Origin of the sequence: Kitasatospora sp. NPDC059673, from assembly GCF_042734215.1 — a bacterium.
Lineage (GTDB): Bacteria > Actinomycetota > Actinomycetes > Streptomycetales > Streptomycetaceae > Kitasatospora.
Genome location: NZ_JBHWEN010000005.1, coordinates 41,559 through 56,653, shown reverse-complemented (window position 1 = coordinate 56,653; position 15,095 = coordinate 41,559). Strand labels below are relative to the sequence as shown.

Sequence of the window (15,095 nt, the reverse complement as noted above, 5' to 3'; positions counted from 1 at the left end):
CGGATCGTCCACGATCGAGGTGTCTGCTCCGTTCGCCGTACACCCGGCCCCATCCCATCGGGCCCCTCCCGGCCGATACCCAACCTCCCGCCCGCAGGGCTGCCACTGACCCCCGCCGGCCCGGGTGGGCGACGGGGGTCCTGCGGTGCGGTGGTCGGACGCCTGCCCGGCCCGGGGCGGGGCCTGCGTCCCGGGCGGGCGGGGGTCAGCCGGCGACGGCCAGGCCGTACAGCCAGAGGTTGTTGACCCGGCTGCGCTCGGTGGCGTTCGGGTACGGGTTGGTGCAGGAGGTGCCGGGGCCGCCGCCGGACATCAGCTCGCTGCACGGGCCGGAGTAGTGGTCGGGCAGGCCGAGCACGTGGCCGGTCTCGTGGGCGGTGACGCGGACCGAGTTGTACTGCTGGTTCTGCGCGTAGTCGAGGAAGATGTAGCCGCGACCGTGGCCGTCGGTGGAGGCGTAGGAGCCTCGGGAGTCGTTGCCCTCGTAGTAGCGGAAGTCGGCGTTGGTGCCGGAGCGGAGCTGGACATTGGTGACCGAGGAGTTCCAGATCTGCGCGCTCTGGGATATGACGGTGCGGAAGCTCGGGGCCTGGCTGGCGTCGTAGGTGACGGTGACGGCCATCAGGTAGGGGTTGGCGGCCTGCTTGGCGCGGGCCGACTTCATCACGGCCTCGAAGAACGCCTTGTTGTTGGCTTCCTCGGAGGAGGTGGCGGCGATGCCCGCGGGCGGGGTGTAGCCCTGGGTGGTGGTGGCCGCGGCGGCGGGCACGGCGGCGGTGCCGGCCGCGAGGACCAGTCCGAGGGCAGCGGCGAGCACGGTCATGGAGCGGTTCATGTGGGGAACTCCATTTCGCGGGTCCCGGGGCCGCGGGGAGGCCGTCCGGGACGCGGTGACAAGGTGTTGCACCGAGCTTGGGGCAGGGCGGGCGGGGTGCGGAGATGGCAACCGGCGATAGCTCGGGGCAATAGTCGTGCGCAGCCCCCGGAGTGACGGCCCGTTGACAGAATTTGACATGCCCTTGGCATGTCATGGGTGCCTGGCTATGCTCCCGTGATGGAGCTCGACGTCCGACACCTGCGGGTGCTGTGCGCGATCGCGGACACCGGCAGCGTCCGAAAGGCCGCCCGTCGACTCGGCATGGCCCAGCCGTCGCTGACCACCCAACTGCACCGCATCGAACGGGCCATCGGCGGACGGCTGTTCACCCGCGAACGGACCGGCAGCCGCCCCACCGCCCTCGGCCACTCGGTGCTCTCCCGCGCCCGACCCGTGATCACCGAGATGGACGCCCTCGTCGCCGCCGCCCGCGCCGAGGCCGCCGGGCCCGGCCGCCGCCGGCTGCGGATCGGCAGCGTCGGCAGCCGCGCGGTCGCCGCCTGGCTGCGCCGCATCCACGACCGGCTCCCGGAGACCGAGACCACCATTCACATCGACATCTCGGCGATCGCCCTGATCCACCTGGTCGCCGTCGAACAGCTCGACATCGCCTTCGTCCACGAGAGCGAGGGCTTTCCGCTGCACGTGCCGGTCGGCACCGAGCAGCGGGTGCTGGTCGCCCGCGAACCCCAGTTCGTCGCCCTCGCCGAGACCCACCCCGCCGCCGGCCGGCCGGTCGTCAGCCTCGCCGACCTCGCCCACGACACCTGGATGGTCGACCCGACCGCCGACCACGAGTACGCCGCGCTGCGCCGGGTCTTCGCCGAGGCCGGACTCGACCCGCGCGTAGTCCAGGTCCGGGACAACGCCACCGCCGCCGAACTCGTCGCCTCCGGCGAAGCCGTCCGCCCCTGCCAGCCCACCTCGCCGCCCGGCCCCGGCACCGTCCTTCGCCCCGTCCACGGCGACCCGCTCGCCGTCCGGCTACTGCTCACCTGGCGCCCCGACACCGTCGGCGGCCCGGCACTCGACGGCCTCTGGGGCGACCTCTGCCACGCCTACCTCGACCTGGCCGGCGTCAACCCCGCCTACCGCGCCTGGCTGCGCCGCCACAACCGCTCCCTGCACACCCTCCTCGCCCCGGCAGGGCCACCGGCCTGACGCCCCCTCCCGCCCCGCGCCGGATTCACCCGACCGGGCCGGGGCAGGCCGGCGACGCTCTACCGCCGCTCGGCGCGCCCACCGCCGCCGCGACCACTTCCCGGACGTCGGCCTCGTCAATGATGCCGCCGCAGGTCAGGCCCACCGCGAACGCGGTCTCATCGCTGTACCGAAGCTCTCGCGCACGGGCCGGCCGTCCTCCAGGGCCTGCCGGCACAGCTCGTACACGGCGCCCTCGACGCACCCGCCCGAGCCCGACCCGACGGCGGCGCCCTCGCGGTTCACGGCCAGTGCGGCGCCGGGTTCCCGGGGGTGCCCTTTCCGCTGACCCCGACGACGGTCGCCGCGGCGAAGTCCCGGCCCTGCCCGGCCCACCCATCGAGGGAGTCGGCGATGTCGAGCAATGTCTTCCTCCTTACGGATCCTCGCAGTTCGGAGCACGGACGCGGCTCAGAGCATGAGCTGGTCGATGGTGAAGGGCAGGGAGCGCAGGCGCCGCCCCGTGGCGTGGCGGACAGCGTTGCCGACGGCCGCCGCGAGCCCGACCAGACCGATCTCGCCGACGCCCTTGGTGCCGACGGCCGTCGCGCGGTCGGGACCGCCCACGAACAGCACCTCCACGTCGGGTACGTCCGCGTTGACGGGCATGAGGTAGTCGCCGAAGGTGGCGTTGGCGATGCGCCCGGTACCCCGGTCGGTGAGGGTCTCCTCGAACAGGGCCTGGCTGATGCCGCCGACCGTGCCGCCGATGATCTGGCCAGCGGCGGTCTTCTCGTTGAGGATCCGCCCGCCGTCGATCGCGGACACCACCCGGGCGACGCGCAGCAGGCCGAGGGCCGGATCGACGCGTACCTCGACGAACTTCGCTCCGAAGGCACCCGCGAGGGCCATGCCCAGGTCCTCGGACCGGGGAGGTGTGCTCCTGCCGTCGGCGCTCAGTTCTTCGAGGCCGTGGCGGGCCAGGATGTCCGCGAAGGACTCCCCCCGGGCCGTGTCCCCGGTGCGGTGGATGCGTCCTCCGGTGACGGTGACATCGTCGGGCGCCGCCCCGCGCAGCGAGGAGGCGGCGTCGTCGGCCACCACGTCCAGGAACTCCCGCACCAGCCGCCGGCACGCCGCGTGGACGGCGTTGGCGAGCGCGCCGGTGAGGCCGGAACCGCCCGCCTGGGGCGCGTACGGCATGTCGGAGTCGCCGAGGTCGAAGCGGACCCGCTCGACCTCCAGGCCGAGTAGCCCGGCCGTCAGCTGGGTCATCACCGTGTAGGTGCCGGTTCCGATGTCAACGGCGGCGCTGCGCACGTGGGCAGAGCCGTCCCGGCGCACGGAGACGCGCGCCTGGCAGGGCACCTGGTAGAAGGGGTAGGAGACGCCGGCCAGGCCGTATCCGACGAGCCAGCGGCCGTCCCGCATCGAACCGGGTTCCGGTGTGTACCGGGACCAGCCGAAGCGCTCGGCGCCCCGCAGGTAGCACTCCCGCAGCGCGTTGCTCGACCAGGGCAGGCCCGACAGCGGGTGCTGCTGGGCGTGGTTGCGCAGGCGGAACTCCAGGGGGTCCATGCCGAGGGCGTGGGCGACGTCGTCGATGGCGGACTCCAGGGCGAAGTTGCCCTGGCCCTCGGCCGGCGCCCGCATGGAGCCGGGGCAGGGGATGTTGAGTCGGACCTGCTTGTCCTCGGTGAGCACGTGGGGGCAGGCGTAGGCGACGGCCGAGCCGAACGACACCGGTTCGTAGTCGTCGTCCTCCATGGCCACCGAGGACAGGCCGTGGTGCTCGATGGCGAGGAGGTCGCCGTCGCGCGTGGCGCCGATCCTGATCCGCTGGACGCTGTTCGGCCGGTGTCCCACCGAGGTGAACATCTGCGGGCGGGTCAGGACGAGTTTGACGGGCCGCCTGACCTGCCGGGCCGCCAGCACGGTGAGGATGACGTGCGGCCACACCCGCAGACCGGCCCCGAAGCCGCCGCCGACGAACGGCGCGAGGACCCTGATGCCGCTCTCGGGCACCTTGAATACGACGGCCAGCGTGGTGCGGACGTTGTGCGGCCACTGGGTGGAGTCGTGCACCGTGAGCGCGTCGCCGTGCCACGAGGCCAGCGTGGTCATCAACCCCAGCGGGTTGTTGGTGTTGTCGGGGGTGGTGTACGTGTCCTCGACGACGACGTCGGCCCGGGCGAAGCCGGCGGCGACGTCGCCCTTGCGGGTGTCCAGTCCCCAGGGATCGTCCACGATCTCGGCCCGGGGGTCGTCGAGGTCGAGCACGGCCTCGGTCGCCTGGTAGTCGACGTGCACCAGCCGTGCCCCGTGCCGCGCCTGCTCGGCGCTCTCGGCCACGACGACGGCGACGTGCTGGCCGTAGTGCAGGATCCGGTCGTCCTGCAGCGGCGCCGGGGGCGATCCGCCCAGGAGTGTCAGTGGACCGCGCGCCAGCTCGGGCGCGGTGAGGTGGGTGATGACGGCCAGAACGCCCGGGGCCGCCTCGGCCCGCGACACGTCGATGTCCCGGATGCGTCCGGCGGCGACGGTGCTGCCCACCAGGGCGGCGTGGACCATGCCCGGCAGGGAGAAGTCGTTGGGGTAGTGCGCCGCCCCGGTGACTTTCAGCGGGGCGTCCACGCGCTCGATTCCCGCGCCGACGATGCCGCTGGTTCCGAAGGTCGTCATGACCGTACTCCTGCCACCGTCTCGAGGGTGCGGACGAGGGTGCGCGCGGCCAGGTCCACCTTGAACGCCATGCCCGGCAGCGGCCGGGCGCCTTCCAGGGCGGCCCGCGCCGCCGCGCGGAACACCTCCGGGGTCGCTCGGGAGCCGCGCAGTACGTCCTCGGCGCCCCAGGCACGCCAGGGCACGGTGCCCACGCCGCCGAGCGCGACGTGTGCCTCCCGGACGAGCCCGTCCTCCAGGACGAGGGCCACGCCGGCCGAGGTCAGGGCGAACTCGTACGAGGCCCGGTCGCGGACCTTGAGGTAGTGCGAGCGCGCGGCGGGCGGGAGCAGCGGGATCTCGACCGCGGTGATCAGCTCGCCGTGCCGCAGCACGTTCTCGACGTGCGGGGTGTCGCCCGGCGGGAGGTGGAACCGGGTGAGGGGGACCGACCGCGGGCCGTCGGTGCCCTGGATGTGGACGACGGCGTCGAGGGCCGCCAGGGGCACCGCCACGTCCGAGGCGTGCAGGGCGATGCAGTGGTCGCTGGTGCCGAGGATGGCGTGCATGCGGTGGCTGCCGTCGACGGCGGCGCATCCTGACCCGGGATCGCGCTTGTTGCAGGCCAGGACAGCGGGGTCCCGGAAGTAGCGGCAGCGGGCCCGCTGGAGCAGGTTGCCACCGATCGTGGCCATGTTGCGGAGCTGGGGCGACGCCCCGAGCAGCAGGGCTTCCCGGACGAACGGCAGGCGTTCGCGCACGACGGTGTCGGCGGCGAGTTCTTCCATCGTCGTCAGCGCACCGGCCCGGATCGTGGTCCCGGTGTACGTGATGCCGCCGAGCGGGAGGCGGGTGATGTCGAGGAGCCGCCCAGGCCGCACCACCCCGTCCTTCATGAGGTCCAGCTGCGTGGTCCCGCCCGCGAGGTACGAGGTGTGCGGGTCGGCGGTGGCGTCGGCGACCGCCTGGGCGACGTCAGTGGCCCGGGCGTAGGCGAAGGGGTACACGGTCAGCGCTCCCCGGTGACATCGCGGATGGCCGCGCGGATGTTCGGATAGACGCCGCAGCGGCAGAGGTTGCCGCTCATGAACTCGCGGATGTCCTCGTCGGTGCCAGCCCGTCCCTCGGCGACGAGGCAGACCGCGGACATGATCTGTCCCGGAGTGCAGTAGCCGCACTGGAACGCGTCGTGGCGCGCGAAGGCGGCCTGCATGGGGTGCGGCTCGCCGTCCGGGGACAGCCCCTCGATGGTGGTGACTTCCCGGCCCTCGCACTGGGCGGCCAGGACGAGGCAGGCGACCACGCGCTTCCCGTCCACCATGACCGTGCACGCACCGCAGGCACCCTGGTCGCACCCCTTCTTCGCCCCGGTGAGGCCCAGATGGTCACGCAGCGCGTCGAGGAGCGTGACGCGGGCGTCGACCCGGAGGGCGTACGCGGCGCCGTTGACGGTGAGCGTGACGTCAACGTGCGGCACGACGGGAGGCGACTGCCCGGAGCGGCGTGCCTCGGTCGTTGGGTGCTTCATGGTGCCTCGATTTCTTGAGCGCCGGGGAGACCTGGGGAAGGACATGCACGACTATTCCCTGGGAGCAGGGCCCGCGTACCAGGGTTGACCCCTGGTCAAGCCCCTGGGGTACCCGCGCCACCTGCCGTCGCGCTACGTCACGTGACGACACGCCAATGGACTGGGCCACGCTCCTGACGGTGTGCAGCGAGCGCGCCCCGTCGCCCGGGGACCGTCCGCCGTGTGGCGGACGGTCCCGGCGGGCCGCTGATGCAGGACGACGATCTGTCAGGCGGCGCTCAGCGAGAAGTAGTTCTCCTCCTCCTGTGCGAAGTGCAGTTGCAGGACGGAGTGCAGGCCGTAGAGGCAGGCCCGCAGGTCGTCGTGCTGTTCGGGGGCGAGGGCGCCGACGGGCTCCGCGTGGGCGAGGTGGGTGCTGATGCGGTGGGCGAGGCGGTGGATCTCGGTGTGGGTGCGGCTCATGGTGGCGGTGGTTTCGGGGCCGCCGAGGGCGTCGGCGAGGGCGGGGTAGAGCTCGTGTTCCTCGGCTTCCTCGTGCGGGAGGAGTCGGGTGGTGAGCAGGTGGTCGACGTGCCGGACGGCGAGGAGTGCGTCGGCGGGGTCCGAGGTGGTGAGGCGGTCGGCGGCGTCGCGGACGGCTTCCACGACCTCGCGCAGGTCGTCGTGTTCGGCGGCGAAGCGGTGAACGAGTTCTTCGGTGTCGGCGGAGATCTCCGGCCCGGTGCCGCGCCCGGGGCGCAGGGCGCGCAGGGCGTTGAGGATGACGGCGACGTCGATGAGTTCCTGGAGCAGGGCGCCGGCGGCGGGCGGCAGCAGGCCGAATCCGGCGAAGCCCATGGCGACGAGGGAGAGCAGCATGCCGCCGAGCGCGGACTGGACGGCGATCCGGCGGGAGCGGGTGGCGATCTGGGCGGCGTCGGCGAGGCGGTCGACGCGGTCGGCGGTGAGGACGATGTCGGCGGCTTCGGAGGAGGCGCTGGCGCCGCGGGCGCCCATGGCGACGCCGACGTCGGCGGCGGCGAGTGCGGGGGCGTCGTTGACGCCGTCGCCGACCATGACGGTGACGGCGCGTTCGCGTTCGGCGCGGACGGAGGCGACCTTGTCGGTGGGCGACTGACGGGCGCGGACCTCGTCGAGGCCGACCACGGCGGCGATTTCGCGGGCGGGTTCGGGGCGGTCGCCGGTGATCATGACCAGCCGGGTGACGCCGGCCTCGCGCAGGCGGCGGACGGTGCGCGGGGCGTCGTGCCGGACGGGGTCGCGGAGCAGGACGGCGCCGATCGGCCGGTCGTCCACGGCGACCCAGGCGAGGGCGGCGCCGTCGAGCGCGGCGCGGTTGTCGGCGGCGCGGATCCAGGCGGGCAGGCGCTCCGCGGGAAGGTGCTCGGTGTCGCGTTGGCCGACGGTGGCGGTGCTGCCGTCGGCCAGGGTGGCCCGGGCGCCCTGGCCGGGTTGTTCGGTGACGTCGTGGACGGGGGGCAGGGTGAGGCCCCGTTCGGCTGCGGCGGCGGTGATGGCTTCGGCGAGGACGTGCGGGGAGTACTGGTCTACGGCGGCGGCGAGGGCGAGGACCTCGGCGGGGGTGTGGCCGGGGGCGGTGGCGATGTCGAAGGCGCGGGGGCGCCCGGTGGTGAGGGTGCCGGTCTTGTCGAGGCAGACGGTGCGGGCCCGGCCGAGGGTCTCCAGGGCGGCTCCGTCGCGGACCACGACGCCCTTGCGCGCGGCGCGCGAGATGCCGGAGACCACGGCGACGGGTGCGGCGAGCAGCAGCGGGCAGGGGGTGGCGACGACCAGGACGGCGACGGCGCGGATCGCGTCGCCGGAGATCAGCCAGGCGAGGCCGGCGGCGGCGAGGGCGAGCGGCAGGAACCAGGCGGCGTAGCGGTCGGCGAGGCGGATGACGGGGGCGCGTTCGGCGCCTGCCTGTTGGGTGAGGCGGACGATCTCGGCGTAGGTGCTGTGTTCCTCGGTGGCGGTGGCGCGCAAGTCGAAGGCGCTGCCGGCGTTGACGGCGCCGCTGCGGACGGGGTCGCCGGCCTCGCGGGTGACCTGGGCGGATTCGCCGGTGAGCACGGATTCGTCGAGGACGGCGCGGCTGCCGGTGATCCGGCCGTCCACGGGGACGGTTTCGCCGGGGCCGACGACCAGCCGGTCGCCGATCCGGATGTCGGCGAGCGGGACGGTCTCGGTGGTGTCGCCGGTGCGCCGGCGGGCGGTGCGGGGGGCGTGGCGGAGCAGTTCGCGCAGGTCGCGGGTGGCGCGGCGTTCGGCGGCGGCGTCCAGCCAGCGGCCGCCGGAGAGCATCAGGGCGATCAGCGCGCCGGCCAGGTATTCGCCGGTGGCGAGGGTGCCGACCAGGGCGAGGACGGCGATCAGGTCGACGCCGGCCCGGCCGCGTCGCAGGGCTTGGACGACCCACATCAGGGCGGGGGCGATGGCGGCGGCGGTGGCGACGATCCAGCACCGGTCGGCGAAGCCGTGGGCGCCGGCCGCCCAGGCGATCAGGCCGACGGCGGTGGCGAGGGTGATCGCGCCGAGCAGGACGGGTTCGATGCCGCCGCCGCTCAGCAGCCGTCGGGCGCCGCCCTGTTCGCTCGGCGCGGTGTGCGGTGCCATGGGGGGTCTCCTCCGCTCGGGCTGTGGGTGTCCCTTCCAGTGCACCTCGGTCCACCGGGTCCGGCCAGGGGCCGTCCGTCCCGGCGGACGGGCCACAAGATCCTTCAGGGGCGGGCCACAAGATCCCGGGGCCCCGGGGCGCAAGAGCCCGGAAGCCCGGGTGGCGCGCGGTAGGTTCGGCGGTGTTGGTGTTTCCCGTCCGGCGTCCCGGGGTGCCCGGGGGCCGGCGTACAGAGGGCAGGTGGGGCAATGGCGTCGCTGTTCGAGCTTCCGATCCGGACGCCGGCGGGCGAGCCGTCGTCGCTGGCGGAGTACCGGGGCAAGGTGCTGCTGCTGGTGAACGTGGCGTCGAAGTGCGGGTTGACGCCGCAGTACTCGGGTCTGGAGCGGTTGCAGCAGACGTACGGGGAGCGCGGGTTCACCGTGCTCGGCTTCCCGTGCAACCAGTTCGCGGGGCAGGAGCCGGGGTCGGCGGAGGAGATCCAGGAGTTCTGCTCGACCACGTACGGGGTGTCGTTCCCGCTGTTCGAGAAGGTCGAGGTGAACGGGGCCGGCCGGCACCCGCTCTACGCGCGGCTGACGGAGCTGGCGGACGCCTCGGGCGAGGCCGGGGACGTCCAGTGGAACTTCGAGAAATTCCTGGTGGGCGCGGACGGCGAGCCGGTCGGCCGGTTCCGTCCGCGGACCGAGCCGGAGTCGGCGGAGCTGGTGGCGGCGATCGAGGCGCAGCTGCGCGGCTGACGGACGGAACCCGCCGGGCGGTCGGGAAAGCGGACCGGCCGGCGGGTTCCGTGGTTCTCTCGGGCCTTCAGGCCTCGCCGGGGTGCCAGGCGGGCCACTGCCAGGGGCGGTCGTCCCAGTGGACGCGGACCGGGTCGTGCGGGTCGAGGTCGGGGAAGTGGTGTTTCACCTCCGGTTCGAACTCCTCGGGGGCGAGCGGTTTCCATCCGGCGTCCTTGAAGTGGACGAGGCGGTAGCGGCTGTCGGTGCGGAACTCCGCGACCCGCACCAGGGGCTCCTCGGCCGTGCCCGTCCCGTTTCCGGTGTTGCTGTTGGTCGTCATGCCGCCAGCTTCGGCCGCGTCCGCGTGCCGCGCATGCTCGCACCGCCGATGCCGCCGCAGGTGTCACCGTTCGGCCGCGACCGTGCCGGGAGCGTCACGAAGGGGCTGCGGTCCGGCACGGGCCGTGGTGGACGTGGGCGGTCCCGTACCGTGGAGGGAAGTCGGAGGGTTCCTCGGGAGGACCGCGTGGGCAAGGGCAAGGCGTCGAAGGGGTCGGTGGCGCGGGTGCGCGGGCTGGACGGCCTGGCGGTGACGCGCTCCGCGTGGGGGCTGTACCGGGAGACCCGGCAGCCGGGCGCGCCCGGCCTGGCGGCGCGGGTGTGGGCGCTGCCGCGCCTGGTCCGGGACGTGCTGCTGCGCCGCTACCCGGGGGTGGGGCCGGGCAAGCTGCTGCTGTTGGCGTTCGTGGTGGCGGTGTACCTGGTCAGCCCGATCGACGCGATCCCGGACTTCATCCCGGTGCTCGGCTGGAGCGACGACACCGGCCTGCTGCTGTGGTTCCTGGTGGGCCTGACCCGGGAGTCCGGCCGGTACGTGGCGTGGACGCGGCGCGGGGCCGCCGGCGAACTGCCCGCCGACGGCTGAACACCGCTGCCGCTACAGCGACTTGACCAGCTTCTCGAAGCGCAGGTCGTCCCGGAGCGGGATGCCGAACCGCTCGTCGCCGTACGGGAACGGCTCGTACACGCCGGTGCGCAGGTAGCCGCGCCGCTGGTACCAGGCGATCAGGTCGGAGCGCTGCTCGATGACGGTCATCTCCATCGCGGTGACGCCCCAGGAGGCCCGGGCCAACTCCTCGGCGCGGGCGAGCACCTGGCGGCCGAGGCCGCCGCCCTGGGCGGTCGGGGAGACCGAGAACATGCCGAAGTAGCCGGTGGCGCCGCGCCGTTCGACGTGGCAGCAGGCCAGCAGGCGGCCGTCCCGTTCGGCCAGCAGCACCACCGATTCGGGGCGGGCCAGCAGTTCGGCGACGGCGGCCTCGTCGGTGCGCCGGCCGTCGAGCAGGTCCGCCTCGGTGGTCCAGCCGGCCCGGCTCGCCTCGCCCCGGTACGCGGACTCGACCAGGGCGACCACCGTCGGCACGTCCGGCGCCTCGGCGGTGCGGAAGTCCGGCCCGGTGGCGGTGCGGAAGTCCGGCCCGGTGGCGGTGCCGAGGCCGGCGGTGTCGAGGTCGGCGGTGCGGGAGGCGGTCGGCTCGGCGGTCGGCTCGGCGGTCATGCGGTGCGCTCCTTCGGGTGCTCGAACGGCCATGGTGCCACAGCGCCATGCCCCCACCGGAGCCGCATCAGGGCGCTCAGGGCGCCGGGACGGGCTGCTCGGGCGGGCCGGGGTAGGGCAGGATCTGGCGGAGCAGTCCGCGCGGGTGGCCGCGGCGGCGCCATTCGCGGGGGTAGCCGAGCGAGACCTCTTCGAACCGGACGCCCTCGTACCAGGTGGTGCGCGGGATGTGCAGGTGGCCGTAGACCACGGCGGCGACGTTGAAGCGGCGGTGCCAGTCGGCGGTGAGTTCGGTGCCGCACCACTGGGCGAAGTCGGGGTGGTGCAGGACGTCGGTGGGGCGGCGGTCCAGCGGCCAGTGGCTGACCAGGACCAGCGGCAGCTCGGGGTCGTGCGCGGAGAGCTCTTTCTCGGTGGTCTCGACGCGCTCCCGGCACCACTCGTCGATGCCCGCGTACGGGGCTGGGCTGATCCGGTACTCGTCGGTGCAGACCACGCCGTTCTCGCGGGCGCGGGCCAGCGACTCGGCCTTGGTGTGCACGCCGGGGACCCGGAAGCTGTAGTCGTAGAGCGTGAAGACGGGGGCGACGGCGCAGGGGCCGCCGGGGCCCGTCCAGACGGGGTACGGGTCCTCGGGGGTGACGACGCCGATCTCCCGGCAGCGTTCCACGAGTTGGCGGTAGCGCTCGGGCGCGTCGATGGGGACGGGGTCGCGGGTGGTGGTCCACAGTTCGTGGTTGCCGGGCGTCCAGATCACCTTGGCGAAGCGTCCGGCCAGGAAGCGCAGGGTGCCTTCGACGGCGGAGACCTGTTCGGCGACGTCACCGGCGACAATCAGCCAGTCGTCCGGGCCGGTCGGCCGGAGGGCGTCGAGGACGGGCCGGTTCTCGGCGACGCCGACGTGGAGGTCGCTGACCGCGAGCAGGCGTCCGTCCGCCACCGCACCCCCCGTTCTGTGTCCACCGGTGCACCGGTCGGGTGTCCGCGGGCGCATCCCGGCAGTGGGACGCGCGTTGACACGCTACCGCCGAGGGGGCGGCAAAGCCAGCAGGAAGGGGTTTCTGTCGTAGTGTCAACATCCAGTGGAACCCCGGGTGTTCAGCAGTGACACCTATGTCTGTTCGCTCTACATACGTTCTGACGATGTGTGGTTTCAACACTCTGTTGACTGACGGGGCCATGACTATATGCTCCGCAGCGGCCGAAACCGGCTGCTCCCTTCACCCCACATGAGGACTCGCCATGCCCGCTTCCGGCACCAGCCGCACGTTCCGTCGCGCCGCCACCGCGGTCGCGTCCGCCGCCCTGCTGGTCGGCGCGGTCGCCGCCGCCTCCCCGGCCCAGGCCGCCAAGCCGAGCACCCCCGCCAACTTCCACCCCGAGCTCGACTACGCGGGCTCCACCGTCGCCGCCCACGAGGGCAAGGACACCTCGACCTCCACCGCGAACTCCCTCGCCGCCCTGGCCGCCACCCAGACCAAGGGCATGGACGTCTCCAACTGGCAGGGCAGCGTCGCCTGGAGCACCGCGTACGCCAACGGCGGCCGGTTCGCCTACGTCAAGGCCACCGAGGGCACCACGTACACCAACCCCTCGTTCGCCCAGCAGTACAACGGCTCCTACAACGTCGGGATGATCCGCGGCGCCTACCACTTCGCGCTGCCGAACGTCTCCTCCGGCGCCACCCAGGCCGCGTACTTCGTCGCGCACGGCGGCGGCTGGTCCAAGGACGGCAAGACCCTGCCGCCCGCGCTGGACATCGAGTACAACCCGTACGGCGCGACCTGCTACGGCCTGAGCCAGGCCGGCATGGTGAGCTGGATCCGGGACTTCTCCAACACCGTGCTCGCCAAGACCGGCCGCTACCCGGTGATCTACACCACCACCGACTGGTGGACCACCTGCACCGGCAACAACAGCTCCTTCGGCGCCACCAACCCGCTGTGGATCGCCCGTTACGCCTCCACGGTCGGCACCCTGCCGGCCGGCTGGTCGTACCAGACCATCTGGCAGTACGCCGACTCCGGCACGCTGCCCGGCGACCAGAACTGGTTCAACGGCGCCCTGGACCGCCTCCAGGCCCTCGCCAACGGCTGACGGACCGTCAATTCACCTGCCCGCGACCGAATTTCTCCCCCACACCGGTCGCGGGCAGGGCCGTTTCAGGCGACGGGGACGATCAACTCCCAGGTGTCAACGGCGAAATCGAGCACCATGCCGTTGTCGCGGTACAGCGCGGGCGCGCCGGTGGCGTTGGCGGTGTCCACCCCGAGGCCGACCCGGGTGCGGCCGCGCTCGGCGTAGAACGCGAAGAAGTACCGCAGCAGGTAACCGCCGAGGCCCCGGCCGCGCAGTTCGGAGCGCACGCCGATGTGGGAGGCCCAGGCCGCGTCCGACCGGTCGTCGCGGGTGCGCAGCACGGCGACGTCGCCGTGGCCGTCGAGTTCGGCGATCCACACCAGCGACCAGTCGGCACTGTCCGCGCCGGTGTCGGCGCACCACTTCTCGTAGCTGCGCGGCTGGAAGTCGTAGTGCTCGGCGAAGGTCTCGTGGATCAGCCGGTGCACGGTGCGCCGGTCGTCCTCGGTGGCGCAGGCCCGCAGCCGCAGGCCCGCCGGGGGCTGCGGGAACTGGTCGGTCTTCGGATCGACGTCGCGGGTGAGCGCGTGGTGGCGGCGCATGTGACGCCAGCCGCGACCGGCCAACGCCTCGGTGTCGAAGGTGGGTCGGGCGTTGAGCATCAGGTGCAGCACGGCGCGGTCGGCACCGTTGCGGCGGGCGAGTTCGGCGCCGCGGTCCTCCATCAGCTCGAACAGCTGAAGGCCGGCGGCGGTGTGCCCGGGCAGCAGGTACTGGTCGAGGTCGATCCGCTCCCCCGCCGAGCGGTCGCGGACGATGCCGTATCCGACGAGCTGCCCGTCGGCGTCGTGCAGCAGCCAGGAGTCGCGCTCCAGGTCCACCGAAGGGTCGCCGAGGTCCTCCTGGACCTCCTCCAAGTCGGTGAAGGCGCGCCCCACTTCGATCTCGTCCACCCGGTTGAGCAGCACGCACACCGCCTCGGCGTCCTCAACTGCCGCCGGGCGCACCGTCATTCCGTCCGGGAATGCCATGTCCCCCTCCTCCACTGTCGATTGCGGTGGCAAACCCGGTCTTTCTACCCGTTCCAACGGCCTTGCCCCAAGCGGTTTTTGAGCGCGATGCCGGGCCGGGCACGACGGCGGGCGGCACGGTCCGTCGTTCCGGGGCGCCCGGGCGGACGACCGGGTTCGTCTGCCGGGCGATCAGGTTTCCGGCGATCCGCAGGTTCCCGCCGGAGTCGAGTGTCCCCTGGCGAACTGACGCATCGTCAGACACGTCCGCTCAGGTGCGGAAGAGCCGCCAGAACGCCGCCGCCACCTCGGGGGCGGGCGCCGGGTGCTCGCCGGTGATCCAGTGGGTGACGACGCCCAGCAGCGCACCGGCCAGGTAGGCGGCGTGCAGGTCCACGGGCACCTCGTCGAACCCTGCGGGGCGCGCGCCCTCGCGGAACCGCCCGGTCAGGGCGGCGGTCACCTGCTCGCGCATCCGGTCGGCGAAGCCGGCGCTGCCCTGGCCGCCCAGGACGCAGCGGTAGACGGCGGCCCGGGCCGCGATGTGCTCGAACAGCCCGACCAGGGCCTCGGGGGTGCGGCCGGGCGGCGCGTCGGCCGGACACTGCCGGACCGCCTGGGCGACCTCGGCGATCGGGCCGTCCATCGCGTCCACCACCAGCGCGTCCATCGCCGGGTAGTGCTGGTAGACCGTGGCGCGGTTGATCCCGGCCCGCTTGGCAACCGCGGAGATGGTGATGGCGTCCAGGTCCTGCTCGGCGACCAGCTCCAGGATCGCCTCCCGGAGCCGGGCTCGGGTGCGCTGTACGCGCGGGTCGTCCAGATTCATGGCGTCACTGTACGACGTCCGTCGCATAACCGACGAGTGTTGCTTAAACAACAGGCGTCGCTTACTGTCGAGGT

13 protein-coding genes and 2 pseudogenes are annotated in these 15,095 nt (G+C 73.1%); 4 read left to right on the top strand and 11 right to left on the bottom strand.

Annotated features, from left to right (window positions below; all coding sequences use genetic code 11):
* Window positions 1-205: 205 nt before the first annotated feature.
* Window positions 206-835 carry a snapalysin gene (snpA, locus tag ACFV18_RS08170; protein WP_380480525.1) on the bottom strand — a complete coding sequence of 210 codons (630 nt, stop codon included), beginning with the start codon at window positions 833-835 and terminating at the stop codon, window positions 206-208.
* 219 nt (window positions 836-1,054) lie between these two features.
* On the opposite strand from snpA, the gene ACFV18_RS08165 reads away from it, so the two are divergent.
* Complete coding sequence (locus ACFV18_RS08165; protein ID WP_380480523.1) at window positions 1,055-2,038, top strand: LysR family transcriptional regulator; 984 nt, start codon at window positions 1,055-1,057, stop codon at window positions 2,036-2,038.
* Between the two features lie 52 nt (window positions 2,039-2,090).
* Here the strand turns inward: ACFV18_RS08165 and ACFV18_RS08160 are convergent.
* The 5 genes and pseudogenes from ACFV18_RS08160 to ACFV18_RS08140 form a co-directional block, all read right to left on the bottom strand.
* Window positions 2,091-2,442: pseudogene (locus ACFV18_RS08160) on the bottom strand (XdhC family protein); the annotation flags it as partial.
* Between the two features lie 46 nt (window positions 2,443-2,488).
* The gene (locus ACFV18_RS08155) at window positions 2,489-4,699 is read right to left on the bottom strand and encodes a xanthine dehydrogenase family protein molybdopterin-binding subunit (protein WP_380480521.1); all 2,211 of its coding nucleotides are present in this window, start codon (window positions 4,697-4,699) and stop codon (window positions 2,489-2,491) included.
* Entirely contained in the window at window positions 4,696-5,685 is a 990-nt protein-coding gene (locus ACFV18_RS08150; RefSeq protein ID WP_380480519.1) for an FAD binding domain-containing protein, read from the bottom strand. The genes ACFV18_RS08155 and ACFV18_RS08150 overlap by 4 nt, the downstream gene beginning before the upstream one ends.
* A gap of 2 nt (window positions 5,686-5,687) precedes the next feature.
* Window positions 5,688-6,206: a (2Fe-2S)-binding protein gene (locus tag ACFV18_RS08145; protein WP_380480517.1), complete on the bottom strand. Its 519-nt coding sequence runs from the start codon at window positions 6,204-6,206 to the stop codon at window positions 5,688-5,690.
* Between the two features lie 267 nt (window positions 6,207-6,473).
* Entirely contained in the window at window positions 6,474-8,822 is a 2,349-nt protein-coding gene (locus ACFV18_RS08140; protein ID WP_380480515.1) for a heavy metal translocating P-type ATPase, read from the bottom strand.
* 249 nt (window positions 8,823-9,071) lie between these two features.
* Here ACFV18_RS08140 and ACFV18_RS08135 point away from each other — a divergent pair, with 249 nt between their 5' ends.
* Window positions 9,072-9,563, top strand: a complete 492-nt coding sequence (locus tag ACFV18_RS08135) for a glutathione peroxidase (RefSeq protein WP_380480513.1) — start codon at window positions 9,072-9,074, stop codon at window positions 9,561-9,563.
* 67 nt (window positions 9,564-9,630) lie between these two features.
* On the opposite strand, the gene ACFV18_RS08130 is transcribed toward ACFV18_RS08135, so the two are convergent.
* Entirely contained in the window at window positions 9,631-9,885 is a 255-nt protein-coding gene (locus ACFV18_RS08130; protein WP_380480511.1) for a hypothetical protein, read from the bottom strand.
* Between the two features lie 393 nt (window positions 9,886-10,278).
* Between ACFV18_RS08130 and ACFV18_RS08125 the strand changes: the two are divergent.
* Window positions 10,279-10,377 (top strand): annotated as a pseudogene (locus ACFV18_RS08125) (YkvA family protein); the annotation flags it as partial.
* Between the two features lie 105 nt (window positions 10,378-10,482).
* Here ACFV18_RS08125 and ACFV18_RS08120 read toward each other — a convergent pair.
* Together ACFV18_RS08120 and ACFV18_RS08115 are read right to left on the bottom strand one after the other, a co-directional pair.
* The gene (locus ACFV18_RS08120) at window positions 10,483-11,103 is read right to left on the bottom strand and encodes a GNAT family N-acetyltransferase (protein WP_380480509.1); all 621 of its coding nucleotides are present in this window, start codon (window positions 11,101-11,103) and stop codon (window positions 10,483-10,485) included.
* Window positions 11,104-11,179: 76 nt separating this feature from the next.
* On the bottom strand, window positions 11,180-12,043 hold the full coding sequence (locus ACFV18_RS08115) for a metallophosphoesterase family protein (RefSeq protein WP_380480507.1): 864 nt from the start codon (window positions 12,041-12,043) through the stop codon (window positions 11,180-11,182).
* A gap of 302 nt (window positions 12,044-12,345) precedes the next feature.
* On the opposite strand from ACFV18_RS08115, the gene ACFV18_RS08110 reads away from it, so the two are divergent.
* Window positions 12,346-13,200, top strand: a complete 855-nt coding sequence (locus ACFV18_RS08110) for a lysozyme (RefSeq protein WP_380480505.1) — start codon at window positions 12,346-12,348, stop codon at window positions 13,198-13,200.
* A 65-nt stretch (window positions 13,201-13,265) separates the two neighbouring features.
* On the opposite strand, the gene ACFV18_RS08105 is transcribed toward ACFV18_RS08110, so the two are convergent.
* Together ACFV18_RS08105 and ACFV18_RS08100 are read right to left on the bottom strand one after the other, a co-directional pair.
* Complete coding sequence (locus ACFV18_RS08105; RefSeq protein ID WP_380480503.1) at window positions 13,266-14,213, bottom strand: GNAT family N-acetyltransferase; 948 nt, start codon at window positions 14,211-14,213, stop codon at window positions 13,266-13,268.
* 250 nt (window positions 14,214-14,463) lie between these two features.
* Entirely contained in the window at window positions 14,464-15,021 is a 558-nt protein-coding gene (locus ACFV18_RS08100; protein WP_380480501.1) for a TetR/AcrR family transcriptional regulator, read from the bottom strand.
* Window positions 15,022-15,095: the final 74 nt, after the last annotated feature.